Genomic DNA, 24,930 nt, shown 5'->3' with positions numbered 1-24,930 from the left:
CAGATACTCGAGTGTCTCCGGACTTGGCCGGGCGTAGTGCACGACCAAGTCCGGAGATAATTTGATCGCCAGGATCGGAGTGGCGGCATTTTTGCAAAGGACAATGAATGAACGGTTTTCGCGTGCGCAAGCGTGAGCGCAAGGTCGGCCCGGAATGGGTCGAAGCTTTTCGCTCGCTCCCGGTTGCAAATGTCAGCGATGTCATGGGACGCATGACTGCCGGCGCCGCCGCGCTGCGTCCATACTACGACGGCGCGAGGATGGTTGGTCCCGCGATTACCGTCAAGGCGCGTCCCGGCGACAATCTCATGGTCCACAAGGCACTCGACATTGCCGAGCCTGGCGATATCGTGGTCGTTGATGCTGGCGGCGACCTTTCAAATGCCATCATCGGCGAACTCATGGTGGCGCATGCTATTCAACGCGGTCTGGGCGGCATCGTTATCTATGGCGCGATCCGTGACAGCGCCGAACTCTCCGTTGGCGGTTTCCCGGTCTTTGCCGCGGGTATCACCCATCGCGGACCTTACAAGGATGGGCCGGGCGAGGTGAACGTGCCGATTTCGATTGCAGGCATGGTCATCAATCCGGGCGATCTCATGTGCGGTGACGCCGATGGATTGCTGTGCGTTAGCATAGAAGATGTCGAAGCCGTTCATGCAGGTGCCACATACAGACATGAGTTCGAAAACAAGCGGATGGCCAGAATAAGAGACGGGACGAGTGACAGAGATTGGGTCGACTCAGCGCTCAGAAAGCTAGGTTGCCACGGCGTTTAGGAAAAGCTGGTATCCGCCCGCGCATTTAATTTCCCATCCTGTGTGATCTTCAGGATGAACCGACCGACATCGGACGAGCAATCTCTATGCTGAAATCGATGTTGCGGAAGATCCGGCAAAAGACCACGTCAGCTCCGGGCGGAATGTCCCTATCGCTGCGCCCGAAGCAGCATGCCAAAAAGATCGCGTGGCTCATCCGGATCCGCGAGCAGATCGAGATTTTCGAAGAACATGCCGCCAACCAGCTTGTCCCAGACATATCTGAGCGCCGAAAAATCCTCCGTCGCAAAGCCGACGGAATCAAACAGAGTGATCTGTCGGTCGTCGCCGCGGCCGCTCCGGCGTCCGGCGATGACTTCCCACAATTCGTTGACCGGGTGGTCGTCCGGCAGCTGCTGGATTTCGCCTTCGATCCGGGTCTGCGGCGGATATTCGACAAAAATCTCGGACCGCAGCAGGATATCCCGATGCAGTTCCGTCTTGCCCGGGCAATCGCCGCCGACGGCGTTGATATGGACGCCGGGGCCGACCATGTTGTCGGTCAAGATCGTGCTGTATTGCTTGTCGGCCGTTACCGTGGTGATGATCCCAGCCCCTTCGACCGCCTGCTGCGCCGTCGCGCAGCTGGTCACAGACAGACCCAGGCCGGCGAGATTGCGCTGGCATTTTTCCGTGGCAGAGGGATCGATGTCGTAGAGGCGCAGGTTCTCGATGCCGAGAACCGCCTTGAACGCTAGAGCCTGGAATTCGCACTGGGCGCCATTGCCGATGATCGCCATGGTTTTGGCGCCCGTCGGCGCGAGATATTTGGCGGCGACTGCCGATGTTGCGGCGGTGCGCAGCGCCGTCAGGATGGTCATTTCCGACAGCAGCATCGGATAGCCGTTGCCGACGTCGGACAGCACGCCGAAAGCGGTCACCGTCTGGCGGCCATCCCTCATGTTCTTGGGATGGCCATTGACGTATTTGAAGCCGTAGAGCGTGCCGTCGCTGGTCGGCATCAGTTCGATCACGCCGTCATCGGAATGCGACGCCACCCGCGGCGTCTTGTCAAACACCTCCCAGCGGCAAAAGTCCTCCTCTATATAGCCGGCTAGCTCCGTGAGGAAGGTTTCGATGCCGATCGACAGGACGAGCTTCATCATGTGGTCGACGCTGACGAAGGGAACGATATTGAGAGGCGCGTGAATGGTCATGGTTCGATACTTTCGGGTAATCCGGATGAGGCGTGCGGCGGCGGCGCGAGCTAGGCCGGCCGCACGTCGATGACCAGCTTGCCGATATGCCGGCCGCTTTCCATGTAGCGATGCGCATCGACGATGTCGTCGAGACCGAAGCGCCGATCGATCACAGGCTGCACCGCACCTGTGTCCACCAGCGGCCAGATATCGGCCTTGACGCCGGCGACGATGCGCTGTTTGGCGGCCGCGGGTCGGTCGCGCAGCGAGGTGGTGAACAGCGAGGCGCGCTTCTTCATCATGACCCCGAGCGATATCTGCGCCTCTCGGCCGCTCTGCAGGCCGATCATCGAGATTCGCCCGTCGAAGGCCAGAGCCTCGATATTGCCAGGCAAATACGCCGCTCCCATGACGTCGAGGATCACATCCACGCCTTTGCCCCCTGTCGCGTCGAGAGTGGCCGCGACAAAATCCTCGTCGCGGTAGTGAATGCCGCGGCGCACCCCCAGCGCGGCGGTGAAATCGAGTTTCTCCGGCGATCCGGCGGTGCAAAACACCTCGGCGCCGAGCCCGACCGCGACCTGGATGGCCAGGCTGCCGACGCCGCCGCCGCCGCCATGCACGAGAAAGGTTTCACCGGCCGTCAGGCCGGCGAGATCGACAATGTTCGACCAGACGGTGCAGGCCGCTTCCGGCAGCACCGCGGCATCGCGCAGCGCAACGCCCTTGGGGACGGGCAGCACATGCCCGGCCGAGACCACGGCATATTCCGCATAGCCGCCACCATTGAGCAGCGCGCAGACGTCATCTCCGACCTGCCAGGTTTCCACCCCCGCGCCCAGCGCCGAAATCCGTCCCGCGCATTCCAGTCCGAGGATCGGATTGAGATTGGCGTGGTTGGAATAATTGCCCTGGCGCTGCAGCAGGTCGGCGAAATTCATCGCCGTGGCGACGATCTCGATCTGCACCTCGCCCGGACCGGGCAGCGGCACGGGTCGATCGGCGTGCTTGAGAACCTCAGGCCCGCCGACGGCATCGAACAGGACCGCCTTCATCAGCGCCGTCATGCCGTGACTGCCGCCGCTTCGCAGGCCTCGTAGTGATCCGCCAGATCGACGCCGCGGGCGATCCAGACATCGTCATACTGGCGGACATGGGTGAGGAACTGGTCGAGAATGGGGTCAGAACAAGAGCAGTTCGAAATCGTACGCTAAGCCCGAACGAAGCGTGAACAATGCCATAGCTCGGGTTTTAGGCATTCGATCTCTGTGGATTGCCATCGACATGCGCCAGTTTTGATTTCGCTGTCCGGCCCGACTCGACGACGCTCAGCGCAGATTGGTCATGGATGGAGTCAGGCAATGGCAAAGCGCAAGCTTCTCAAAGATCAAGATCGTCGAAAGCTTATCGACATACCAGTCGACGAGGACAGCCTGATCCGACACTATTCGTTGTCATTGGCGGATCGCCTGGAGATCGAACTGCGGAGACGTAATCACAACCGGCTCGGCTTTGCCATTCAGCTATGTCTGATGCGATACCCGGGTCGAGTGCTGGGGGCAGAAGAAATTCCGCCACGCGCCATGCTTAAATATGTTGCTGATCAGATCGGCGCCGCCCCGGAAGCATTTTCGCTCTATGCACGCCGTGAAGAAACCCGTCGGGATCACACAGCACGGCTAATGATGTATCTGGATACGAGAAGCGCGACGCTACAAGATCGCCGCGCCGCGCTATTGTCTGCAATTCAGGGGGCGGCGGCGTCCGACGACGGTGCTGCGATAGTCAGTTCAGTTGTCGCCGCGTTTCGTGAACGCGGCGCTCTTCTACCGGCGATCGACACGATCGAACGGATTGGCCTTGCCGGCCGTGCGATAGCTCGCCGTTGGGCAGAGACAACTCTGATTAAAGACATCCCGCTCGATACGTTCCGATCATTGGACCGGCTGTTAGAAGTGGACCCGTCGATCGGCCAGACGCGCTTCCATTGGCTACGCTCAGCGCCAGAAGCACCAAGTGCGTCGAATCTGGTCGGGCTGACAGAGCGGATAGCCTTTCTGCGGCGGCTGGAGATCGATCCGACGTTACAGGCGCGCATATCAGCAGGACGGTGGGACCAGATGATCCGGGAGGGTAACGCAACCCCGGCCTGGCTTGCCAACGACTTCAATGCCAGCCGTCGCCACGCTCTGATTGTGGCTCAAGTCATCAAGCTTTGCCAGAAGCTCACGGACGATGCGGTGACGATGTTCATCAAACTAATGGGTAAGTTGTTCTCGCAAGCCAACAACCGAAAGAAGCAGCGGCAAATGGACTGCAGAGCGAACACCGCCAAAGCGCTGCGCATGTTCCTCGATACCATCTCCGCGCTGCAGTCCGCCAACGACCATGGTCGGAATGCATTGGCTGTTCTCGACCAAAGAGTCGGCTGGGACCGACTGCTTCAGATGAAACCTGAACTGGAGTCGATGGTCGACGACAACGAGGCGCCGTCGTTGACCGTAGCAGCCGAGCAATATGCGACCGTCCACAAATACACTGGTGCATTCCTTCAGGCATTCACGTTCCGCTCGGCGCGTCGCCACGATCCACTTTTAGCGGCAATTGGACTGCTTAAACGGCTTTATGCCGAAAAGCGGCGGCCACTCCCTGATCGCGTCCCGCTCACCCACCTTAGCCAAACTGAGCGCCGGCTCATCTTCGAACGGGAAAAACCTGATCGCCGTCTCTACGAGATCGCAACGCTCGCTTCTTTGCGAGACCGGCTTCGATCTGCGGAGATCTGGGTCGATGGCAGCCGATCTTTCCGGCCCATTGATGAGCATCTGATGCCGCGAACAACATTCATCACGATGAAGGAAGAAGATCGTCTCGGTTTGGGGGTCCAGAGCGACGGCGCGCAGTGGCTTGCCGAAGCGAGTCAGATGCTCGAGTTCAACCTGCAGCGTCTGGCGCACAGGGCACGATCCGGAAAGCTCGAAGGAGTTCGTCTTGAGGCCGGAACCTTGATCATCATACCAACTGCCAGCGAAATCCCTGCGGCCGCCGAGGCACTGAATGCCGAGATCAGCGATATGTATCCGTTGGTCGAGGTTCCCGACCTGTTAAGGGAAGTGCATGAATGGACCGGCTTTGCGGATCACTTCACGCATGTTCGGACCGGCGACGTCCCAAAAAATCTTTCTGCAATGCTGGCTGGTGTATTGGCCGATGCTACGAACCTTGGCCCCAAACGAATGGCGGGTGCCTCCAAGGGGATTAGCGCTCACCAGATTGGGTGGATGCGCACATTCCACGCCCGATCGGAGACATACCGCACGGCTCAAGCGTGCATCACCGATGCCCACACCCAGCATCCGCATTCGCGCCTTTGGGGCAATGGCACAACGTCATCGTCCGATGGCCAATTCTTCCGTGCGAGCGACCGGGCTGCAAAGCGCGGCGACGTCAATTTGCATTACGGTAGCGAGCCCGGATCGAAATTCTATAGCCATCTGTCAGATCAATACGGCTACTTCAGCATTTTGCCCATCAGTCCCACCGAGAGCGAGGCGGCCTATGTGCTCGATGGGCTATTCGATCAGGACACTGTCCTCGACATCCATGAACACTTTACCGACACAGGCGGCGCGAGTGATCATATCTTCGGGCTGTTCGCCTTGATCGGAAAGCGGTTCTCACCGCGACTGCGCAATCTCAAAGACCGGAAGTTCCACACGCTAGAAAAGAGCGGTGCATATCCGGCGCTGTCGAACCACATCGGGGCGCCGATCAATACCAGTCTGATCCTCGATCATTGGGACGATCTGCTCCATCTCGCGGCGTCGATCACGACGCGGTCCGTGGTGCCGTCTACGATACTCAAGAGGCTGTCCGCGTCTCCGAAGCAAAGCCATCTTGCGAGGGCGCTCCGCGAGCTCGGCCGTATCGAAAGGTCGCTCTTCATGATCGAATGGTACTCAAGTCCGGCACTACGGCGGAGATGCCAAGCCGGTCTCAACAAGGGCGAGGCCGCCCATAAGATGAAACGGGCTGTGTTCTTCCACGAGCGGGGCGAGATCCGTGATCGGTCGTTCGAGAGCCAAGCATTCCGCGCTTCAGGGCTCAATCTCGTTGTCAGTGCAATCGTGCACTGGAATACGGTCTATCTTGATCGCGCGGTCACACAGCTGAAACGAGCGGGACGAGACATTCCTGATACTCTGTTGAAGCACAACTCGCCGCTGAGTTGGGAACATATCAACCTTACAGGCATCTACACCTGGGATGCCGAACATCAGATGCCCAACGGATTTCGAGCGCTCCGTCTGCCAGTCGGGCTACGCCGGGTCGCATAAGTTCTCACTCCGTTCGCCCTTAGCGTACGATTTTGCACTGCTCTTGTTCTGACCCCGAATTGACTGGGAAAAAGTTTTCAGATCATGAGCGCCAAACTGGTTGGTGAGGACGGTGCCGGGTGCATGGATACGCTGCTCCCATTGATGCCATTCCGACCCGGGATTGACCATATGCACCCCAATTCACTTTTTCTGTCGCCCTGCTCCGTGCATCTCGTCGTTCATTTTTCTGGCACCAGCACGGGGCCTATAATGTGCTAGCACCGATGCCGTGAACTTCAGACAGACAGTGGCTCGCCATCCATTCGCTTCCAATTCGCTACGGCCCGAACGGCCTTGATGTAGCTGAAATCATCTCTCTCTCCATCTGCATATTCGACATAGAAACTGCGCGTTGCTCGCTTCTCGGCCATATTCCAGTCTCGGAAGTACCTTTCAGGTTGCCCGGGCATCTGCCAGTTCGTTGCCGCGCAATAGTCTCTGAAGAGAACATCCACCGCCGCTGCATCGTCGTTGCTCAAATAAGCCCCGAGTTCCCCTTTGTTCAGTATTTCTCGATAAAATGCGTTGGCATTTCCGGCTTGATCGAACTCGAGCCCATTCGTGAGTTTTACAGGCTTGGCTGGCATGAAGTTTCTCCACGAGGAAAAGGCGAAAGCCGTCACACAGTGATCGGCAGAGCGATTTCAGGTTGGATTGACACGAGTGAAGTGTACTCAGCGAGAATAGTTGAAAACAGATCCGCGTGCTTGGGTGCTTCGAGGGTTACGACCAGTGCGTAAGCGATCGGGCGAGCCCGACTGGTGGGACCGGCGTCTTGTCTGGCAATATAGTGGATATCGAACACCGGATCGCGAAGCGACTTGCCAAGCATAGATTGCTCGGCATGCAGAACGGTCTCCCACTTCCCAGAGTCCGATCGGCGTTCCTGCTCTGAGGCAAATTTCTGCAAATTTAGGAACGATCGAGGCTCAGCATTGGCCTTGCCATCCTTGCGCCGGCCGTCATTCGGTCGAAAGACCACCTCCAGCCCCGATCGCGTGTAAGCACCTGAATGGTGTGGGTCAGTCGGGGTCGAATAGCAGAAGGTCGCTTTCACCTTCACCTTTCCCGTCAGCCCTTCCTTTGGGACGGGCAGTGGAGCTCGCAAATATTTTCCTGGACGGAGCTCGCCTTGATAGACGACACGCGCCACGCCATCGCCGCAAGTGATGACGCTTGCAAGCTTGTCTGCCACGCATCCCCAGCCGACCTCTGCCTGTGGCAAGTCATTCTGCGTGGCGCTATGAACGAGAAGAGCCTTGATCGCCAGGACACTGAGGTCGTTGCCCAAAATCGCCCGTATGCCAACCGCGCTTCGAAGGAGATTAGGAGCAGCGAAACTCGTTCCGAGTTGGGGAGAGAGCGATGGGCGCCTACCGGGTGTTAGCGCGTGAAAATATTCACCCGCACTACCCCCAAAGGCCATGAGGTCCGGCTTCACAAAACCGGGGCTTCTGCCGGGTCCAACAGCACTGTAGGGCGCGCGTTCCCAATCTTCCTTGGTCGAATCGGTGGCTCCAACCGCAACGACGTTGACGCAGTCGCCTGGAACTTGGACGCGATTAAGCTGAAGCTCCGCGTCTTCGTTGCCGTTGTTGCCAACGGCCACCGTGACGAAAGTGCGACCGTTGCTTAGACGCTCGTCGATCAGCGACGTCCAGCCATGGGGATCTCCGTCATCGACGATTTCATCCGGGCCGAGGCTCAGGTTTATGAATTCGTATTGCCTCGACAGTAAGACCTCGTCGATCAGGCCGAGAGTGCGATAAAGTTGTGCGGGATGTTCCTGATTGATACCCTCATCGACAACTCGAAGATGGTCGACATAGGAATATGGGCGACCTGCCGAGCCATTGGGCTCAATTGGGCCAAACAGAAAAGCAGAGGTGACCGCGAGGCCGTGTTCAGGACCGTCCGCGTGATCGTTCGCATCCGGATCCATGAGCTCATAGTTGCGCATCCAAGGTCCGATCGGATGATGATCGGGCAACCCTCCGTCCAGGATCGCCACGCGGGGCTGGGATGATAGAGGCTGGGCCGTCGGCAGGCTGCACGTGATTTTTACGCTTCCCGAAGGTGCCGGCATGGGCCGCATACTTCTGAGCGCAGGCATTGGCCGGATCACGCGTACAAGCGAAAATTCGCTAAGCTGATGGATGCCGTCACGGCTTCCGCGCACTGGCAGGAACCAAAGGTTACCCACGATAAAGCCCAACTTGTCCATGAGCTCGACACCGGCCTGCTCAGCAAACTTCGCAAAGGCTGACTGAACCTCTTCGGAGTCGACGTCGTCAGAGAGAAGATGGACACCGACCTCGTAGACCGCGTCCTTGTGGCCGCGAACAACTGCCTTCACTTTTTCTTCAGGGTCAGTCGCTGAGAACGCTTCGATATGTGTGAGGTCAAGAGCTGCTTGCTCATCGTCGCCAAGGGATCTCGCTAGTTCGGGGAGTGAGCGAAAGCTTTTGCGCCGCCCTGCGACGAACAGCTCAGTCGTCGGAACCTTTTCTGGCATGCCCTGTCGCGCCCATCGCTTTGGCGTCACGTGCACGGTTCTGCTGCCGACGGCCTCAAGCCCTGCTTCCTTGAGCAAGCTCGATGGGAAGTACGACCGGGCGATGAAACTCGGATTGATAAGAACCTTTCCAACCGCAATGTCCTTCGGCAGCGCTGCGGCCGGCGTTCTATCGAAGACCTCCATGGCCTGCGTAAACTGCGGTACCAGAGATTGCCGAGCTTCGTTCAGCGTATAGACGCTCCGCTCTGACGGCTTGCGCCGCGGCGGTGGAACCTGATGCGTCAGAAGCTCTCCACGACCGATAAGAAAATTAGTCGCCATGGGTTACGTGCTCCTGTTTCTGATATTTACGAATTGTATCGCGGCTGACCCCTGTGATGTCGCTGACCTTGTGCTGCGACAGACGCGTTAGGTCGGTCAGCTTTCTCGCGAGATCCTGCCGGGATTCACGGTCGAGTAAAGCGGCATGCCGACGCGCCAACCCCTCAACCAATTCCTCGATCGTAGCTGTTTTGAGCGTTGTAGCTTTTCTGAATTGTCGGGCGGTACGTTCGATATCGCTAAAGGAATATCCTTCTAGAAGCATCGCCATAGTCGGAACCCACCGATCAAATTGCTGCCCTTCACTGGCCGTAAGTTTCCTCAACAACTCTTCAACGCGTCGTTTGTCAGGCTGAGGAAACTCCACTGTCTGATCAAAGCGCCGCCATAGGGCAGGGTCTATCAACTCGGCGTGATTCGTCGCCGCCAATAAGAGGCTGGTAGATGGCCATGCGTCGATCTCTTGCAGGATTACCGTGACGAGGCGTTTTAATTCACCAACGTCAGACATGTCGCCTCGACGCTTTGCGATCGCATCGATCTCGTCGAGTAGAAGCACGCACGGAATCGACTTGGCATAATTGAGCACGGCGCGCAGGTTATTACCCGTTCGCCCGAGATAACTGCTCATAATCGCGGTGAGATCCAAGACCAAGAGCGGCAGGCCGAGCTCGGCCGCAATCCACTTGGCGGTCATGGTCTTGCCAACGCCAGGCGGCCCAACAAAAACGGCTGAGCGCATAGGCTCTAATCCCAGGCTCTGCAGTTTTTTGATTTGGCGACGCTCGGCCAAAAGCTGCTGGACCGGCAGCCTCACCGTCTCAGACAGAAGCGGCTCAACCGCGCCAGCGGTGTCAATTCGAAGCAGCGCGAGCTCTTCCGCATCGTCATTTTCAGCAGCAACTTCTTGGTCCGCTTTCGGCAACGTTTTTTTCCGCATCGGCGATGCCACCGGTGCGGCCTGCAGATACTCATCGATCTGCCTCGAAAGGTCGGGCGCCGACTGTCGGTATTTGCGAACCAACTTAGCCGCGAAAAGCCGCATCCCGTCGACCTCACTCTTCAGACCGAGGCGAATGGACTGGGCTAAATCCGTCGATATATCTATAATTTCTCCCACATTTCCCTCAGACATTTGATTTCAAATAACTATTTTTGCCGCTTGATTGGCATAGTTATTTATGACACATCTATTTTGTGATTGGAAGGACTATTCGGGAGGTTTGATGCAAGTTGTTTTCGTCCACGGGGTGAACAACAGAGATCTCGGCGACGGCGTTTACGAGCAGATGACGTCTGGCCGCGCGGAAAGGTTCAATCGCCTGACTTTCGATCAGACGGCGACGATCAGGTTTCCCTACTGGGGGAAATTTGGGCTCGCCGAGAAGTCATTGCTCTCACTTCCGACGTCCAGGGGCGAGACAATGGCGCTCGGGACTTCGGTAGCTCCTGCTGCATGGGCTGATAGCGCCTCCATCGTCGCGGCTGCAAAAGTGGACTTTCCGGCAATCGTTGCGTCGCTGTCGGTCAAAGCTCTTGACGACGTATCGAACAGCAAGTTGGACGCTGAGCGCCACAAAGTTGAAGATTTTTGGATGGCTGCCGCGCGCTACGCTGACGCCCGTCCCGTACCAAGCTGGCTGAGCAGCCTTCGTTCCGATACCGAATTGGGCGAGAGGCTTGCTGGCGAAGTGGGCGCTTTGCGCAGAATTGAATCGCTTGGCGGGGGGTGGATGCCTAAACTGCCGAAGTTCGATCCTGTTGCCATTGCTGCTGGAAAGGCACGTGATATTGCCGCGCCGTATTTAGCGCAGTTCCTGGGCGACGCGATGATGTTCTTCGCTCGTCGAGACCAAAGCAACCAGGTCCGCGCCGAAATCAACGAGGCGATCCTGGAGGCCGCGCAGGCGGCAGGCGACAACAATGAGCCGCTCGTGTTGATCGGACACAGCATGGGGGGATCCATCCTCCACGAATTGCTGACCGACGCAGATAATATCGACTCGCTCGAAGAGCAGCTGAAGCGGCCATTGAAGATCGACCTTTTCCTCGGAGTGGGAACCCAGGTCGGCCTGTTTGCCGAACTTAAGCAGTTTACGGCACCGAAGAGCGGCGGCCCGCTGGGCGTAGCCGTCGATCGCTATTGGAATATCTATGACTACGCTGATACGCTCGCATTTCTGAGCGCGCCGACGATCGACGGCGTCGTCGACTTGGAGATCAGCACGTCCGCCGGTCTATCGACGGCACATAATGCATACTTCGATAACGCCTTTTTCTTCAGCCGGATCAACAAGCGACTGAAGGAAGCGGGGCTGCTTGCTTGACGCTGCTCTATGAAGCCCAGATCGATGGCCCTGTAACCCATGCCTTCATCATGGGCTGCGGTCGCTATCCCTACTTGCAAGCCAATCATGCAGCAGACCGTCGTGCGCCGGTGGCCGGCGCAATCGCTCTTGCCAAAATGTTGCTCGACGATCGCGACCGACTGGTCGCACCGCTCGGCTCGCTCGAGATGCTCCTGTCCGATCCCAACGTCAATGATGGCTCAGTGGATATCGGCAACGTCTTGGGCGGTGACGTTGTAACGACGGTAGTCGAGGCAGCAGACGAGCAACACTTTCGTGATCGTGGGGATGATTGGCTCGGTCGTATTCGGCCAGGTGATGCGGTCGTTTTCTATTTTTCGGGACACGGCATTGCAGATCGCCAGGGTGGAGCGGTCGGGCTGCTGGAAGATATAAAGTCCAAAACCAATCGCCCCTGGGCTCAATCATTCAGCGCGAGCAATCTGTCTCAGGCCTTGCAGACCCTCCACCCAGCAAGCGCCTGGGTCTTTTTCGACGGCTGCCAAGAGATCGTCGCCGAGTTTGCCGACCGCTTGTGGGAAGTCAAAAATATAGACCTCAAAGAAGTGAGTTTGGCTGACATAACGGGAGACGTGTGCGAGCCTTTGGCTATAGCGGGTTCGCGAACCGGTCATCTGGCTTGGGCGCCGGCCGACTTTGAGCCACCTTTTTTTACGCAAGTCCTCATCAAGGGTCTCAGTGGTTGCTGTGTGGAAAGAACGCAAAGCCACGGATGGGCGGTTACGGGCAGGATGCTCCTTTTCGGTCTGAGGCAATTGGGCGAGACAATGTTCGACCACATCATCGTGAAGCCTCAGCCAATCTTGCCTTACTCGGAAATGCACTCCCTGATGACAGTCGAGCAACCGTTTATGCACCTCGCTGTCCGCTCGATTCCCGAAGTTCATCTAACGCAGATGGCGTCCGTCCAGCTAAAGCACCAGGACTTGGAGATCATGTCGAGTGTCGCTGCTGAGTTCGTGTGGCGGGTAGACGTCAACCTCGAAGACCGAGATCTGACTGTAGAATGCGTATGTCAGCAAGGAGCGGCCCCGCTTGTGTCGCAGACTTTCCGGCAGCAAGCGCCGAGCTTTCTAGTGACCTTAAGACCAGCGGGGGATGCAGCATGAAACATCGCGTTACGTTTGCAACCGCGTCAAAGGCGGCCATACGCGTTACGGTCCAGGGCAAGGCACCGACCGACGTCAACCGCTTCCTGCTAACCGGCCACGGAGATGAGAAGGACATCGAGTTCGACGTCGGTTCCTACGTCGCCGATGTCAGAAATCTTGGAAGCGGCGACGCTTACGAGTATCCGTTCCGCATCGATGCCTCTTCTGAACACATGGTCCATACCGTTGGCCGAATATCGGACGAACATAGCGCTTGGCGATCCATAGCTGTTCACCATAAATCGCCATTGACCGAGAAGGACGAGACGCTTATCCACTCAACGGCATCCCACGACGTTTCGAACTTGCGCATGCGAGCGCCGCATCAAAAGCAGTGGCGTCAGTTCTCTGGATCGAGGCTCGCTAGCGTCGATCAGCCGAAAATCACGAAAATTGTTCGAGCCGGAAACTGGGCTGAGTATCCCGTCGTGCGCCATCAATTTGCTGACGGTGTGGGAAATGCCTGGCACTCATATGTCCCGTTATTCAGCGGGGGAACCCTTCTTTGTTACCACGAGCAGGGGGCAGGCTTTCCCGTCATCCGACCCTACGAATCCAAATCCGAAGCAATGGTTGGAAGCCTTACTCACTCTACGCGTGACGAGGTGTCGGAAATTGTCCGATGGGCAGCGGGAAGCGACGAGGCCGATGCCATCCGATCGATTCAACATTCGCGCGATGACCCCTGGGCCGCAGCAGCCGCTGCCTTGCTATTGATACGGGCGGGTCGCGGAAGGGATTTGGGGTCTTATGCGGCACGTTTTGCACAGCGACACACCTGGATGGCTGACGCGGGAATTATCGCTGCGTGGTGGCAGGCCTCTCGCGCAGAAGAGACGGGGTGCCTGACGCAGCTCACCAGTGCCCGGGAAAACGGGCAGATCTATTACTGGCACAGCCTTACCGCAGCAGAGCAGCTGCTCAGTGCGCTTGGAAGTGGCTCTAAATCGATACCGTTGCGTGCAGCGGCGAGAAAGGAATTAGGTCGTTGGAAGCGAAAGCGTTCGGGTGCCATCAACTCTGGAGCTTTCGCGGTTTGGCCCTCGGGAGACCATACTGGCGATCCTTCCTGCTAGCATTTTCCGCTCTGGAAGATCGCTTGCCATGCCGCCCCTTGTCATTCTACTGATCCGCCCTTCAATTTGCGAACGACGTCGATCGTGGGCGATGGCACGCCGACATCGATGAGATTGACGGGCTTCTTGTATTTCATGGCGAGCGAACAAAGACCCTCATCGCGGTCTCGGAAGAACAGTAGCCGTTCCTTGTGTTTAGCCTGATATTGATTTGCGAGCTTCGCACGCTGGCGTTCGAGCTTGAACCTCTTCCACGCCCCATCGCGTCGCCAGTCCAGCCGAAGAATAACGTCCGGGCGCAAGGGAAACGGTATGACCGCGAACGGATGGCCCAAACCAAAGCCGTGGCCTGGTGGGTCCGCCGGGCCGCCGCCTTTTACCCAAAATACGGGGTTATCGCTAGTGGCCAGTTGCTGGTTCTCAGTGATCTCGTAACTCCAGTTCATCTGAGACATCAGGTGCATCAAGGTCTCGGCCTGTTGAAACGCGATGAGCCCTACCCGCCGATCAACATCCATTGTGAAAAGTTCGTTATCGTGCAGTATCTTCTGCATGGCCTCATCTGCAGCCGAAACTTCGCCCAGTGCCTTCTTCTGGCGGAACTCGCGGTCCGCCTCATGCCTGCCACCCCACAAGGCCATTTGGCCCATGGTCTGAGCGAACTGACGAAGCTGAGCGGGACTGCGTGTAAACATGGTGGCGAGAAACGCCGCGAAGTCGAGCTTTGCAACGGGGTCGAGAGCCCTGAAAGCCAACAGATCTGGATAGATAGTTGCGGCCTGCGATTCTATCGTTGCAAGCGTATCCTCGATCAGCTCCATACGCGCGCCATCCTCCCCGATCGGCGTGTAGATGTTGGTTTCGAATGCCGTCTTTTCCGGTGTTGTTTTGCGAACAGACCCAGTTACACAATCATGCGTCCAAAGCTCGCCGTCAGGCTGGGTGAAATGCCTCAGATAGAACCTGGGCACTATATGCTGTCGTTTGGTCCGATCGCTCATAGCTTCACCAATATCCTTGCACTGCCAGCTCGCCCTATAAGATACCCCATGCCCGAAACCTCCCCCTCCCCGTCATCTCTCTGAGGCCCAGATCCAAAACAATCCGCCGCGCCGCCTGCGGCGTCACATCCAGCGTCGTCGCCACCATCTTGGCCGAGACCAATGGTTTCGCCATCACCAGCTCCACCAGTTCTGGCAGCTTTGAAGACGTCCGGCGGCCATCCAGCCTCCGCTCAATCAGGGTTCGCGCCAGCGCCAGCCGGTCATGTTCCTTCATGCCGATCTCGGCGGCCGCGAACAGGCCATGAGCGATGGCCAGCAACCGGGTTTCCCGATCGCGATGCCGGCGCCGATCGACTGGGATGGTTTTGAGGCCAAGGTTGATGGCGGCCAGATGCGCGCCCGACGTGACGCCTGCCTGGCGCAAGATCGAGGCGGCGAACAGCCGACCAAGCCACGGCGCATGCTGCAGCACCGACAATTCGTTCCAGACATCCAGAGCGACGATGGCCTGCAACACCGCCGGCAAATTTTCTGCCTGACGCAACACGCCGCGCCATTCGTCGAGCCTAGCGTCCTCGTCCCAATCGAGATCGTAGACCAGCGGATCTTTGGCCGGAGCCCGGCCGGGCGTCTTTGCGGCTTCGATCGCCGCCCCTGATCGGGCGAGCACGGCATCGATGGCGGCATAGTCGACGCCGGGGAGATATTCGACGTCGTCCCCCTCCCCTTCCCGCTCAATCACCTCCACGCGTTTTGCTCCAATCGTCGCCACGTCGGCGTCCTTGCTATCTGATGCTCCAGGCCACGCCTGGCGCAGCGTGCGAACGCCGACCGGCGACAGCGCCCAGTCGGGGGATTGGGCGGCGATGCGCCGGCGGGTGCGCAACACGTCGCGGGCGATTGTCAATTCGTGGGTGGGTGTGCGAATATCCTTCGTGGCGTCGTGGAGCACGAGGTCTTCGAGATGCACCAATTCGCCGTCGATCCACAGCGAAGCGCAGGCATCGGTGAATTGGGATCGTTCGAGGAAGCCCGCGCCGACGGGCGAGCGGGCGATGCGCTCGTCCAAGCGCGTCAGAGCGATACCGGCGTCGAAAGCCGGCCGCATCAAGGTCGTCATGCTGATTTTCGTGAGATCGTAAGCCATTGAAATCATGGTAAATGATTTCTTATACGAACTCTACCTGAATATTACAGTTCCTCACATTGTACGATTGCGGGTTGGGGTTCTAACCATCGATAAGTACCACTTATCGATGGTAGTTGATTTCGCGGCGCAAATCGAGGAAAATCGGGGCAAATCACGGTGCCAGCGGCCGCCGAAACCCGCGATTCTGGAGCCTATCGTGCCTAAAACGAAGACATCACACACGTCCGTCGAGTGGCGCGCCGAAGAGCTCGATACCATCGCGTCCGTTTTGCCGCTCGAACGCCGCGACGAGCTTGCCGAGCTGTTGACCGATGATGACATCGAGACGCTGCGGCATCTCGTTAATCAGGGCATGGGCGACAATACGCTAAGGGCCCTGACGTCTGATCTTGCCTACCTGGAGGCCTGGGGTCTCGCTGCCACTGGACAGTCCCTGCCCTGGCCTGCGCCCGAGGCGTTGCTGCTCAAATTCGTAGCCCATCATCTGTGGGATCCGGAAAAGCGCGCAAGTGACCCCAACCACGGCATGCCCGATGATGTCGACAAAAATCTAAGGCGTCAGGGTTTCCTGAAATCCGTCGGCCCGCACGCGCCTGACACGGTGCGGCGCCGGCTGGCCAGCTGGTCGACATTGAGTAAGTGGCGCGGCCTTACGGGTGCCTTCGCCTCCCCTGCTCTTAAGTCAGCCATTCGTCTGGCCGTGCGCGCCGTTCCGCGAACCCGTGCGCGCAAGAGCGCAAAGGCCGTCACTGGCGACGTTCTGGCAAAGCTGCTGGCGACGTGTGAGTCAGACAGCCTGCGCGATCTACGCGACAAGGCAATCCTGATGGTCGCCTTTGCTTCCGGCGGCCGTCGACGCAGCGAGATCGCCAGGCTACGCGTCGAGCAGCTGACAGTCGAGCCACCGATCGAGGTGAACGACGGTCCTCCCCTCCCCTCACTTGCCATCCATCTTGGTCGAACCAAAACGACGACCGGCGAGCAGGACGATGTCGTCTATCTCACAGGCCGACCTGTCGAGGCGCTGAACGCCTGGCTGGCGGCCGCAAAGATCGAAAAGGGCAGCGTGTTTCGGGGAATTGGGCGATGGGGCACCGTCTCGCGGCGTGCGCTCGATCCGCAGTCGGTCAATGCGATCCTGAAGCAGCGGGCACAGATGGCCGGGTTGGACAGTGGGGAGTTTTCAGCGCACGGGCTACGATCGGGATATTTGACGGAGGCCGCAAATCGCGGAATTCCCCTTCTCGAGGCGATGGAGCAGTCCAGACATCGGTCGATGCAGCAGGCTTCCAGCTACTATAACAACGCTACAAGGCGAAGCGGGCGTGCGGCACGCATTCTGTAATGGCGCTCATGCGTAGCATCAGACGCCCCGGCTTGTGGGAACTGGTTGCACAGTCAATCGGTCTCCCTGACGACCTAGGCGAGGTCGGAAATCCCGCTTCTCTGACGTTCTCCACAGGCTGGCATGACCTCCTCTGCCTAAGCCGATGATCGATACGTGCAGAAGCAAGGCAGCCTTCACCAGAGACGATCAAAGAGAGTGCGTCCAGTTGGCGCCTCAGACGATTACCCGCAATGGAAACCGAGCGTGGTTGTTGTTTCTGCAGAAGAGTGGCTGAAGAAAATTACTCGCAGGGGATCGTTTGCGGAATTTCTGTCGGCATCGCCGCTATGCGGCGCCGAATTGGATAGTGAGAGACAACACGACGAGCCCCGTGGCCTGTCCTTGTGAGACTTCTACTCGATACGAATGTTCTGTCGAAAGTTACAAAGCCTCGCCCTGATGAAGGATGTCTGAAGTGCCTTCAAGGGCTGGACGTGGATCGAACCTTAATCAGCATCGTCTCTATTGCTGAAATTCGCCGCGGTGTCGCGCTGATGGATAGCGGCTGGCGCCTTGGACGAACGGCTCACGCATGATCTGCCTCAACGCTTAAGAAAACAGGATTATTCCGGTGGCAGGTCATGCCGCCTTCGCCTGGGCCTATCTGATGGCCCTTGCCAAGCGAAATGGTCGCCGGCTCGGCTCGATGGTTGCTACAGCCGTCACTCACCCATTGACCCTTGCGACGCGCAACATCAAGGATTTAGAAGGCTTCGGAATAAAAATCAGTAATCAGTGGGTGGACTGATCTGGCCGTTGCTTTTCGATTGAAAGGGCTGGACTGAACGCTCTCCTACAAAATGCTCAGGAATCACGCCGTAATCTTCTTATTGCTGACCACACGCCCCTTATCTGGCTGCATGAAGTCATCCATCACGTGAATGAACACTCGCGAATTGTGAAAGGCAAGCAAGGCTCGTTCCTTGGGTTGGCCCACGATGTGCGCCGAGCATAAGAGCAGCAGCGTCAAATTATTCAGCCGCATAAACATTTTTGAAGAAATCGGCGTCCGATATGGCGTTCGGATCCTCTGGCCTGTCCTTTGGCCGCAGCATAGGCTGTTGAAGCGATCTCTCGCGTTTCTCGACGATAGAGCTAAGCTATCACTTATGCGTTGGAGGCCGTCATCGACGATGCATTGCGCGAGGATTTTGGCGCGCAGGCAGGTATATCATCGGTCTCTGACAGCACCTTAGTCCAGCACAGCCTGCAGTATTTGAGATGATCGACCGCCCAAGGGGATATTTTCTTCGTGGACGAAAGGGCAACGGAAGGCCGGCTTTGCGCTGCTCATTTCGAGTTTCGATCAGATCTGTGACCGCTTCTACCCAATTCCATTTAAGAACAGCGAAAAGAACCTGCTATCTTCAGGAAAATTCGCCGCCTGGAAAAAATCAGCAGCGGGATCCTACAAACGGTCTCTACCCTCGTGACCGCCCTCCTCTGCCGACAGGCAGAAATCTCTCTGCTGTCCCTCCAGATAAGCAGGCTTTCTGAAGTTCTCCCCATTCCAATTTTAGTAGGTATTTCCGCTGCAGATGCCCCGCTACCAAGGGGAATATTTCGAAAGCAAATAATGGGCGCAGCGAGGATTCGATCGTTCTGGTGGTTCTGGTAGTCAAATTCCTCACTTGCCATGTGCTTGGGATATTCTGATGAGCTCCCTTGGCTGGCCAATAAGTCTTTCAAACGGCACAGATCGTCGAAGCGCGGCGTCCTTTTTCGGTCCCTCGGCAATCCGATCGATACGTTCTCTAAACAAGTCTGTTTTTTCGACCGTTCTTTTGCGCCGTCGCGTAGTTGGCGCCAAAGCTGATTGTTGAGCGTACGCAAGTCGCTTTCATGGCGGCAAAAGCCGCATCAACCTGAGAAAAATGCAGCCTTTTCAAGAGAAGCGCCAGGAGCCAATCAACGCGGTGTCGACGGCTCCGGAAAAGGCTAGACTTCGTCGGACGTTTTCCTCGGCTAAACCCCGGTGCCCGGCCTTTAACAATTTTGCCCGGGTCAAAACTGGTTTAATACCATGCTAGGCTCGCTCCCTGGGGCCGGGACGGGTGACAAAGGCTTTCCTGCGCCCTGAACCGCAAAGCCGGCTCGAAGCCGCAGCCAGAAGGGCTGACCCGACAAGAGGCGACTTTTTGTCCGCTGATATCTGTGAACGGGCAGAATTTATCCGTACGGTACAAGCAGCGTAGGCGTGAGCGCATCATCAATGGTTTTGCGACAGTTGACGTCCCAGGCCCAATCGGAAAACCTTGTCAGCTGACAAGGTTTTGGAGACGCGGCTCTGGCTACGGATCAGCTCATCTCTTGAGGAAGCCCAGATACCAGATCATCAGTTGCCGCGACCGCTAAAGTTCGCCCAGCTACCAGCGTCAGCGGTTTACGACGCTCGCTATCGAAAACCTTGTCAGCTGACAAGGTTTGCAGTCCTGCATCAACTTCAAAGGTCAACAGTCATACCGACACCGGGGCAGGGGGCAGGGGGCAGGGGGCAGGGGGCAGGGGGCAGGGGGCAGGTTGATCTCATGCAAAACCGTCACCGCAACCCCGACGACCTACACCAAGCGACAATATCCACTTGAGCAGGGTAGGGACGTGGACAACCGGCATTCCTAATGCATTTACATCCGAGCCCGTAAGCTGCTGCAACAGACGGATTGGACTATGCTGTAACAGAATGTGCACTTCAGTGTGAGGATAACTTCTGCTGCTCGATCCCTCGACCCAAGGCCACCAACAGCGCGCGTGGGGGCGGAAACTATGAAATCTGATCGCCGAGGCAAACTCGACATGAGTACGGCGAGGGGGCGAACAGGCTGCGACAACCATATTCTTCAGGCCACAAACCTGGTTCCGTTGTTCATTTAATTTCCCACCCAATGGCCGCTTAGTTCGATTGCCCAAACCCTGAACCAAAACAAATACTGGTGATCTGTCGTGGCGATCGTACGGCGAGCCACAGGGCCCTGTGGCTCGCTACAGAAACTTTCGTGCCGCACAGCCCCATTAACGGCGCCCCTGAGCGGGGCAGGGGGAGCCCGACAAAGGCTTCTTTAAAACTGTTCAGCTACCCGCTGAAGAATTTTCCGGGACTTCATATTGAGCGTTGTCAGATGAACCAGCGGATCGATGTCGCCAACCAATGGCACCTCTACCGATATCGTGGCATGGCCAGCAACTTTGTTTAGCAATTGGCTCAACCCTAATATGCCATCACCTGGCGCCAACCGTCCTGCCCGGGCCTCGGTCATCATGTTTTCTGGACGCTTGGGTGCCGGCCCCACTACGTCACAGAGTTGCACGTGCCGTACGATATCAGTTCTGATCTCGTCAATGTTTCCGCCATTTCGAAAAAAGTGAATGGCGTCGACCAAGACACCTGCATTGTCTTGGCCGGACGCCGTGACCAGCGCACCAGCCTTGCTGTAGGTGTTGATAGTGCGCCAACCCATGTTCTCAACGTCGACAGCCAGCCCATATCGTGCGGCAAGCTGGCAGAACTCCGTCAAATTGCCGATTAGCTGTTGCAAGTCGCCATCGTCGCCGCATGCGGACAGGCGCTTGGCTCCAATATCGGCGGCGGCGGCAACGATGTGTTCGACGAGGGCAGCGTTAAAATCCGGGCCGATAATGAAAAACTCGATATCAAAAACGTTGATGCCTTCGCTGTCGAGTAGAGTTCGAAACTCCATTGCATCCCTGCTGCCCTGCGGCAACTCGTAATAGGGTGCCCCAGGGAAAGCGGGATGCAGCCGAAGTCCTACGGAATTGAAGCCTGCAACTGCAGCATGCCTGACGAACTGCTGGGGCGGCAGTTGGATCGCAGAGAAATGGGCGATGCCGACGGGCGACTCTTTCACCGCATCGGTCATCGCACAACTCCGGTACGAGCCAAATGATCAAGCAGGTTAGCGCCGGTGCGATGGATGTGCTGACGAAGCTTGTCAGTCGCGTAATCGCTGTCTCTCGCCACAGCGCCCTGAGCGATTTCACTATGCTCCTGGCTGACATTTCGATCGCCTGAAGTCTGGGTCAGGAATTTTCTGCGATATCGATCATTTAGATTGAGTAGGGTCCTGCAGAAATGCAGGAGAAGCGGCTTTCCGCAGCCCGAAATAAGGGTGAGATGGAAGTCGCGATGCGCCATCTCCCAGTATTCGAGAGTTTCCGGCTTGTTCGCATCGCGGTCGGCACGGTTGAGCTTGTGAAGCGCGCGCATGACATTGCTTTCCCACTCCGCGTCACCGAGCCTAATCGACTCTTTCAACGCGAAAACCTCCAACTCCTCGCGAAGACTCGTGATCTCTTCCAGATTTGCCAGCGATACTGGCGCGACCCGATAGCCGCGATTGTCTTCAAACTCTACCAGCCCGTCGGAAATCAAGCGCGCAAGGCCTTCGCGCAAGGGGCTGAGACTCACATTGAATGACTGTCGCGCCTTGTCGAGATTGATCTTGCTGCCAGCCTCCAGCCCTCCGGAAATAATTGCTTCGCGCAGCCGGAATGCCAGTTGGCTTCCAATCGTATTCTTGCCGTCATCGGCAAAGTCACCATTTCCAGCTTGCTCGCTGGGTGCGTCGGGTGAGGCACTCTGTCGCTTCATAAAACCTCCCACGCGAATGTCGCGCTTGGTTGATGGGCGATATTATAAACGATTATTATTGTCAACGAATTTGGAGTTTTCCACCATAGTTTGACAGCACAATTCAGAATATCGAGAAAAGACGCCGATATCGGCTATTTATCTCACATTTTTGTAATTTCACCAATCCTGACGCTGAAGGCGTTGATGAGCGCTTGACAGATAATCGATTATTTGCGTATCACTCGAGCGTTGGGAGGTAACGATGGTGATTAAATCTGAAAGAGACTTAACGCCCGCCGTGATTGCGGCCATGGGCCAGACCTCTGATCCAAGGATGCGGGACATCCTGATGGCGCTGGTGAAACATCTCCATGCTTTCGTTCGCGAAGTGCGGCTGACCGAGGTGGAATTCCGTGAAGCGACTGCTATTCTCAACGAGATCGGCCAAATGCAAACCGACAGTCATAACGAATTTGTCCTCATGTCCGGCTCACTTGGCGTTTCGTCCCTTGTCTGCCTGCTCAATAACGGTGACAAGGGGCAAACAGAGACTTCACAGTCGCTTCTTGGACCATTTTGGCGCCTGAATTCTCTAAGAGTTGAAAACGGCGGCACGATCATCCGGTCCTACACGCCCGGTACCCCGCTTTTCGTCCATGCTCGTGTAATCGATCGCGAAGGCAATCCGATATCAGGTGCCGAAGTCGACGTCTGGCACGCATCCCCTGTCGGTCTTTATGAGAACCAGGATCCGGATCAGGCGGAGATGAACTTGCGCGGCAAATTCACGACGGACGGGGAGGGACGTTTCTGGTTCCAGACAGTCAAGATGGTTGGTTATCCCATCCCTGTCGATGGCGTTGTCGGACGCATGCTCAAGGCTCAGGGCCGTCATCCTTATCGACCAGCACATGTGCACGCGCTGATCTTCAAGCGGGGCTACAAGACGCTGATTTCGCAGGTTTTCGATCCGAGCGATCCGAATATCGAATCCGACGTTCAGTTTGGCGTGACTGCGGCACTCACCGGCGATTTCATTCGCCACGACGAACCGCATCCAACCAACCGAGACATTCAGGCGCCGTGGTTCTCGCTCGACTACACTTATGTCATGGAAGCAGGCGAGGCTCTCTTGCCGCGCCCGCCAATCAAATAACGTTATTTGGAGCCGGATAATGATTACCGAGGACCAACGCCTGTCAGCAGCCAGGGCCATCCTGGAGGCCGAAACCACGCGCACTCCCATTGTCCAACCCAGCAAAACTTATCCCGAGCTCGAAATTGAGGATGCGTATCGCATTCAGGCGCTTTGGGCCGAGTTGCGTGTGTCGCGCGGCGCGCGGATTGTCGGTCACAAAATAGGTCTGACGTCTCGCGCCATGCAAATGGCATCCAAGATGACCGAGCCGGATTATGGGGTGATCCTGGATGATGCGCTCTACAATGATGGCGCGCAGATTAATGCGGATTTGTTCATCAAGCCGCGCCTGGAAGTCGAGTTGGCGTTCGTAATGGGTGAAGACCTGGAAGGAGCGGGCACCCGTATCTATGACGTCATGCGCGCGACGGAGTTCATTCTGCCTGCGCTCGAGATCATCGATTACAGAACCGAAGTTCCGCGTGCGATTACCGACACAATCGCCGACAATGCAGCCTTCGGAGCAATCGTCGTGGGTGGGCGGGTGATCCGCCCGTTTGATATCGACATACGCTGGGTCGGAGCAACTCTGTCGAAAAACGGCATTATCGAAGAGTCCGGGGTTTCAGCCGCGATCATGGGTCATCCGGCCGCCGGCGTTGCATGGCTGGTCAACAAACTTCATGCCGTCGGCGGCGGCTTGAAAAAAGGTCAGATCGTCCTTGCGGGCTCATTTACGAGACCGGTCGACATCATAAAGGGCGATGTCATTCAGGCTGATTATGGGCCAGTTGGCTCGATCGGCGTCTCTTTTACGTGAGGTAGAGATGGATCTTCCAGTCAATAAATTTAAAGCAAAACTGCAGGCCGGGCAAAGCCAGATAGGACTTTGGTGCGGGCTTCCAGGGAGCTACGCTGCCGAAATCGTGGCGCCAGCCGGCTTCGATTGGCTGTTGTTTGATACCGAACATTCCCCCAGCGACGTGCTGACCGTGCTGCCACAATTGCAGGCGATCGCCGCCTACGATGTCGCCCCGGTGGTGCGCCCAGCTGTCAACGATCCTGTGCTGATCAAGCGATTCCTAGATATTGGTGTACAATCTCTTCTAATACCCTTTGTTCAAAATGCAGACGAAGCGAAAGCCGCGGTGGAAGCAACCCGCTATCCACCGAAAGGAATTCGAGGCGTTTCGGCCCTTACGCGTGCCACACGTTTCGGCAGGGTAAAGAATTATGCCCAGCAGGCGGAGGGGGAGATTTGTGTTCTCGTTCAAGTCGAAACGCGGGAGGCTATTGCTCATATCGAGGCCATGGCATCGGTCGAAGGGGTGGACGGGATATTTATCGGCCCGGCGGATCTCGCAGCCAGTTTCGGCTATCCGGGACAACCAGGCCATCCGGAAGTGGTCGAGGCGATTGAAAATACGATCGCATTACTCAAACGGCTCGGAAAGCCGGCAGGAATACTCACGCCTGACGAGAAGTTCGCGGCACGTTGCATGGAATTGGGAACGCTGTTCACTGCCGTCGGTGTCGATGTCGCATTGCTGGCGCGCGGATCAGAAGCACTGGCGGCCAGGTTCTCGAAACAGTTGTAGACATGCGAGCTTCCGGGCACGTCGTCAACGAACTTGTGCCTACGGGCGTGAACCGATTGGAATGTGAGAGCGATGCGGCCATCCGATCCAAACGCGTGCCAACTCGCATTCGAGGCCGAGACCGGTCCGACCGTATCGGTGTCAACAGTCTTTCCATCCAGCCTGATAGACAGCATGCACCTGCGCGCGGCGGCGTCTCGCTCCTGATTGAGGAGCCCTGTATCACGTTAGCAGCCGGCACAAAGGAGGCGAGGCTGCGTCAAAAAGACCATGCCTGTCGATCTTGTAATTGAG

At 57.2% G+C, this 24,930-nt stretch carries 19 protein-coding genes and 2 pseudogenes; 11 read left to right on the top strand and 10 right to left on the bottom strand.

Annotated elements, in window-relative coordinates:
* The first annotated feature begins 107 nt into the window (after positions 1-107).
* Entirely contained in the window at positions 108-779 is a 672-nt protein-coding gene (locus tag G6L97_RS23405) for an RraA family protein (RefSeq protein ID WP_174003921.1), read from the top strand.
* A gap of 149 nt (positions 780-928) precedes the next feature.
* Here the strand turns inward: G6L97_RS23405 and G6L97_RS23400 are convergent, their stop codons facing one another.
* Positions 929-1,975, bottom strand: a complete 1,047-nt coding sequence (locus tag G6L97_RS23400; protein ID WP_174003919.1) for an ornithine cyclodeaminase — start codon at positions 1,973-1,975, stop codon at positions 929-931.
* Between the two features lie 50 nt (positions 1,976-2,025).
* Positions 2,026-3,012 carry an NAD(P)H-quinone oxidoreductase gene (locus G6L97_RS23395; RefSeq protein WP_174003946.1) on the bottom strand — a complete coding sequence of 329 codons (987 nt, stop codon included), beginning with the start codon at positions 3,010-3,012 and terminating at the stop codon, positions 2,026-2,028.
* Between the two features lie 306 nt (positions 3,013-3,318).
* Here G6L97_RS23395 and G6L97_RS23390 point away from each other — a divergent pair, with 306 nt between their 5' ends.
* Positions 3,319-6,294 (top strand): Tn3 family transposase, encoded by a 2,976-nt coding sequence (locus G6L97_RS23390; protein WP_174003917.1) that lies wholly within the window; start codon positions 3,319-3,321, stop codon positions 6,292-6,294.
* A 278-nt stretch (positions 6,295-6,572) separates the two neighbouring features.
* On the opposite strand, the gene G6L97_RS23385 is transcribed toward G6L97_RS23390, so the two are convergent.
* Genes G6L97_RS23385 through G6L97_RS23375 form a run of 3 tightly spaced genes read right to left on the bottom strand, consistent with a single transcriptional unit; the run spans position 6,573 to position 10,310 of the window.
* Positions 6,573-6,923 carry a DUF3223 domain-containing protein gene (locus G6L97_RS23385; protein WP_174003915.1) on the bottom strand — a complete coding sequence of 117 codons (351 nt, stop codon included), beginning with the start codon at positions 6,921-6,923 and terminating at the stop codon, positions 6,573-6,575.
* Positions 6,924-6,955: 32 nt separating this feature from the next.
* A complete protein-coding gene (locus G6L97_RS23380) occupies positions 6,956-9,175 on the bottom strand; it encodes a S8 family peptidase (RefSeq protein WP_174003913.1) in 2,220 nt (739 codons plus the stop codon).
* Positions 9,165-10,310 (bottom strand): AAA family ATPase, encoded by a 1,146-nt coding sequence (locus tag G6L97_RS23375; RefSeq protein ID WP_211390037.1) that lies wholly within the window; start codon positions 10,308-10,310, stop codon positions 9,165-9,167. The genes G6L97_RS23380 and G6L97_RS23375 overlap by 11 nt, the downstream gene beginning before the upstream one ends.
* 91 nt (positions 10,311-10,401) lie before the next feature.
* Here G6L97_RS23375 and G6L97_RS23370 point away from each other — a divergent pair, with 91 nt between their 5' ends.
* Genes G6L97_RS23370 through G6L97_RS23360 form a run of 3 tightly spaced genes read left to right on the top strand, consistent with a single transcriptional unit; the run spans position 10,402 to position 13,771 of the window.
* Positions 10,402-11,502, top strand: coding sequence for a hypothetical protein (locus G6L97_RS23370; RefSeq protein ID WP_174003911.1), 1,101 nt, complete (start codon positions 10,402-10,404; stop codon positions 11,500-11,502).
* A complete protein-coding gene (locus G6L97_RS23365) occupies positions 11,499-12,653 on the top strand; it encodes a caspase family protein (protein ID WP_174003908.1) in 1,155 nt (384 codons plus the stop codon). The genes G6L97_RS23370 and G6L97_RS23365 overlap by 4 nt, the downstream gene beginning before the upstream one ends.
* Complete coding sequence (locus G6L97_RS23360) at positions 12,650-13,771, top strand: hypothetical protein (protein ID WP_174003906.1); 1,122 nt, start codon at positions 12,650-12,652, stop codon at positions 13,769-13,771. The genes G6L97_RS23365 and G6L97_RS23360 overlap by 4 nt, the downstream gene beginning before the upstream one ends.
* 41 nt (positions 13,772-13,812) lie before the next feature.
* On the opposite strand, the gene G6L97_RS23355 is transcribed toward G6L97_RS23360, so the two are convergent.
* Together G6L97_RS23355 and G6L97_RS23350 are read right to left on the bottom strand one after the other, a co-directional pair.
* Positions 13,813-14,772 carry a DUF4238 domain-containing protein gene (locus G6L97_RS23355; RefSeq protein ID WP_174003904.1) on the bottom strand — a complete coding sequence of 320 codons (960 nt, stop codon included), beginning with the start codon at positions 14,770-14,772 and terminating at the stop codon, positions 13,813-13,815.
* Positions 14,773-14,806: 34 nt separating this feature from the next.
* Complete coding sequence (locus G6L97_RS23350) at positions 14,807-15,931, bottom strand: RHE_PE00001 family protein (protein ID WP_174003902.1); 1,125 nt, start codon at positions 15,929-15,931, stop codon at positions 14,807-14,809.
* 190 nt (positions 15,932-16,121) lie between these two features.
* Here G6L97_RS23350 and G6L97_RS23345 point away from each other — a divergent pair, with 190 nt between their 5' ends.
* The 3 genes and pseudogenes from G6L97_RS23345 to G6L97_RS23335 all read left to right on the top strand — a co-directional run bounded on the left by G6L97_RS23345 (position 16,122) and on the right by G6L97_RS23335 (position 18,060).
* Positions 16,122-17,270, top strand: coding sequence for a site-specific integrase (locus G6L97_RS23345; RefSeq protein WP_162694979.1), 1,149 nt, complete (start codon positions 16,122-16,124; stop codon positions 17,268-17,270).
* A 145-nt stretch (positions 17,271-17,415) separates the two neighbouring features.
* Positions 17,416-17,660 (top strand): annotated as a pseudogene (locus G6L97_RS23340) (type II toxin-antitoxin system prevent-host-death family antitoxin).
* Positions 17,657-18,060 (top strand): annotated as a pseudogene (locus G6L97_RS23335) (VapC toxin family PIN domain ribonuclease). Before G6L97_RS23340 ends, G6L97_RS23335 begins: the two co-directional pseudogenes overlap by 4 nt.
* Positions 18,061-19,610: 1,550 nt before the next feature.
* On the opposite strand, the gene G6L97_RS23330 reads toward G6L97_RS23335, so the two are convergent.
* From G6L97_RS23330 to G6L97_RS23320, 3 genes are all read right to left on the bottom strand, one after another.
* Entirely contained in the window at positions 19,611-19,766 is a 156-nt protein-coding gene (locus tag G6L97_RS23330) for a hypothetical protein (RefSeq protein WP_174003900.1), read from the bottom strand.
* Between the two features lie 602 nt (positions 19,767-20,368).
* Positions 20,369-21,187, bottom strand: coding sequence for a sugar phosphate isomerase/epimerase family protein (locus G6L97_RS23325; RefSeq protein ID WP_174003898.1), 819 nt, complete (start codon positions 21,185-21,187; stop codon positions 20,369-20,371).
* Positions 21,184-21,918, bottom strand: a complete 735-nt coding sequence (locus tag G6L97_RS23320; RefSeq protein WP_019567163.1) for a GntR family transcriptional regulator — start codon at positions 21,916-21,918, stop codon at positions 21,184-21,186. The genes G6L97_RS23325 and G6L97_RS23320 overlap by 4 nt, the downstream gene beginning before the upstream one ends.
* 244 nt (positions 21,919-22,162) lie before the next feature.
* Between G6L97_RS23320 and G6L97_RS23315 the strand changes: the two genes are divergently transcribed.
* The 3 genes from G6L97_RS23315 to hpaI are packed head-to-tail and all read left to right on the top strand — an operon-like array spanning position 22,163 to position 24,636.
* Positions 22,163-23,056, top strand: coding sequence for an intradiol ring-cleavage dioxygenase (locus G6L97_RS23315; protein WP_174003896.1), 894 nt, complete (start codon positions 22,163-22,165; stop codon positions 23,054-23,056).
* Between the two features lie 19 nt (positions 23,057-23,075).
* Complete coding sequence (gene hpaH / locus G6L97_RS23310) at positions 23,076-23,858, top strand: 2-oxo-hept-4-ene-1,7-dioate hydratase (RefSeq protein WP_174003894.1); 783 nt, start codon at positions 23,076-23,078, stop codon at positions 23,856-23,858.
* A 7-nt stretch (positions 23,859-23,865) separates the two neighbouring features.
* Positions 23,866-24,636: a 4-hydroxy-2-oxoheptanedioate aldolase gene (gene hpaI / locus G6L97_RS23305; RefSeq protein WP_025591807.1), complete on the top strand. Its 771-nt coding sequence runs from the start codon at positions 23,866-23,868 to the stop codon at positions 24,634-24,636.
* Positions 24,637-24,930 lie beyond the last annotated feature (294 nt).

It is taken from the genome of Agrobacterium tumefaciens (genome assembly GCF_013318015.2).
GTDB lineage: Bacteria > Pseudomonadota > Alphaproteobacteria > Rhizobiales > Rhizobiaceae > Agrobacterium > Agrobacterium tumefaciens.
This window is presented reverse-complemented; position numbering and strand designations above follow the sequence as displayed.